The 1,844-nt window shown below is 39.9% G+C and carries 2 protein-coding genes; both read left to right on the top strand.

The features are described 5' to 3' along the window. The first annotated feature begins 73 nt into the window (after positions 1-73). The gene (locus HMPREF3027_RS04190) at positions 74-640 is read left to right on the top strand and encodes a type IV toxin-antitoxin system AbiEi family antitoxin domain-containing protein (protein ID WP_070707228.1); all 567 of its coding nucleotides are present in this window, start codon (positions 74-76) and stop codon (positions 638-640) included. Further along, positions 637-1,380, top strand: a complete 744-nt coding sequence (locus HMPREF3027_RS04195; RefSeq protein ID WP_070707229.1) for a nucleotidyl transferase AbiEii/AbiGii toxin family protein — start codon at positions 637-639, stop codon at positions 1,378-1,380. The genes HMPREF3027_RS04190 and HMPREF3027_RS04195 overlap by 4 nt, the downstream gene beginning before the upstream one ends. The last annotated feature ends 464 nt before the right edge of the window (positions 1,381-1,844 follow it).

Consider the following 1,844-nt stretch of genomic DNA (forward strand, 5'->3'; position numbering starts at 1 on the left):
CTGCCGTATCACACGAAATGTCGGATGAACCAAATTTTGGATATTGGGTGTTTTCTAACTTACCTTTACACTTATGAAAACACTAATAGGCATTTTGTATAGTTCTAGAAAGACTGTATTTACCACTCAGGAAGTAAGGCTTCTCACACAAGGAGTGATCCCCGCTTCATCCTTGCCTGGTCGTTTGTCCCGTCTAGTGCTTAGTGGTGATCTTTTGAGGTTAAGATACGGCATTTATGCACTGCCCAGGTATGAAATATTTGAGTTCGCTAATAAGATCCAAATACCTTCCTACATATCTATGGAGACAGTTCTTAGGATGCATGGAATTATTTTTCAATATGACAACGCTATCACTCTCGCCTCATACCAACCAAAATTGATATTTGCTCCGTCTGAAAATGTTTTTATATTCAGAAAGCTGTCCAACTCTATATTAATTAATAAAAAGGGTAAGGTTATCAATCCAAACTATACAATTGCCAGTTTGGAGCGTGCATTTCTAGACTTATGCTATGTTGATAAATGGCGTACCTATGAAAATACTTCTCCCATAGATAAGGATAAGGTGCTTGACTTACTCCCTATTTATGATAATAAAGCATTAACAAAACGAGTTTCAACTATCCTATCGCTATGAGAATGATGGATACCCACTATTCCTATTTATACAATATCCTTAAAGATATAGCTTTAGATAAGGAGTTGTCTCCACTACTGATACTTAAAGGTGGTACTTCGTTGATGTTCTTTTATGATCTACCACGATTCTCATTGAATTTGGAATTTACGCTAGTTGATAGAAAGCAGGAACTACTTGTTTTTAAGCGTTTGCTTAAAATAGTCAGTATGTATGGAACCATCTGTGAGAAGGTCATAGGGCTATTTGGGGCGAAAGTTGTTTTAGAGTATGGTGAAGAGGGTTGGCCCTTAGAGGTTGAGATCTCAAATCAATATTGGAGAGAAGAGACTGATTTGCTCTGCTTAGATGGCTTTTCTCTAAATGTGATGAGCCTATCCGATATTTATACTCACAAGTTAATTGCATTAGGAAAGGGAGATAATGTAGCTGGAAAAGAGATATTTGATATCTGGTTTCTTGGAGAAAAATATATCATGCCCAATGGTGATATCGTAATGAAGTGGGTGGGGCGTAGCTTGGCAGAACAACTCTCCCTTGATATCTCTATTATAGAAAAACTCACTAATGACCAATTAATCTCTTCCCTAGAACCATTATTGTTGCCAGAAAAAGCGAAGTGGGCGAGTACCTCTTTACTACCTATGGCAATTTCCTCGCTGCAATGTCGGTTAAGTGCTGAAAAACTAAAGAAGCGGTTTCGTCGCGGCATCTCACTTGGAGTGAAGTACTCGGAATGACGATCATAATCAGAGCATAAAGAGTCAAACTTGCGATTTTTGAAGATGGGTACTTCACTTTCCAGAAGTTTCAAGCTACGAAATAAGGTGAGCAATCCAGCTAAAAGAGGGTCCTAGAGGCCACTTCACAAACAACTGAAATTCAATACTCTAGTATAAGCTTCAACCGAGATGCAACTAAGCAATCGGCGAGATGCAACTAAGCATTTGCCGAGTTGCATCTCGCCGATTGCTTAGTTGCATCTCAACTTTTACCCTACCAGCATAGGGGGATTTATGGAGGTGCCTAGAGAAGCCCTTTGTCCTAAGATGAGAATGTTGCACGAAGTGCCATTCTCGCACATTTTCAAATGTGCTGAGACTTTGAACGAAGAATGAGATACAAGGCGCTGAAGATGAGGGCGTTAGAAACATGCTAGCGTACGTGACGAGCCCGAATCCCGAAAGCAACACCGCAGATCGCC

This window comes from Porphyromonas sp. HMSC077F02 (genome assembly GCF_001815465.1).
GTDB lineage: Bacteria > Bacteroidota > Bacteroidia > Bacteroidales > Porphyromonadaceae > Porphyromonas_A > Porphyromonas_A somerae.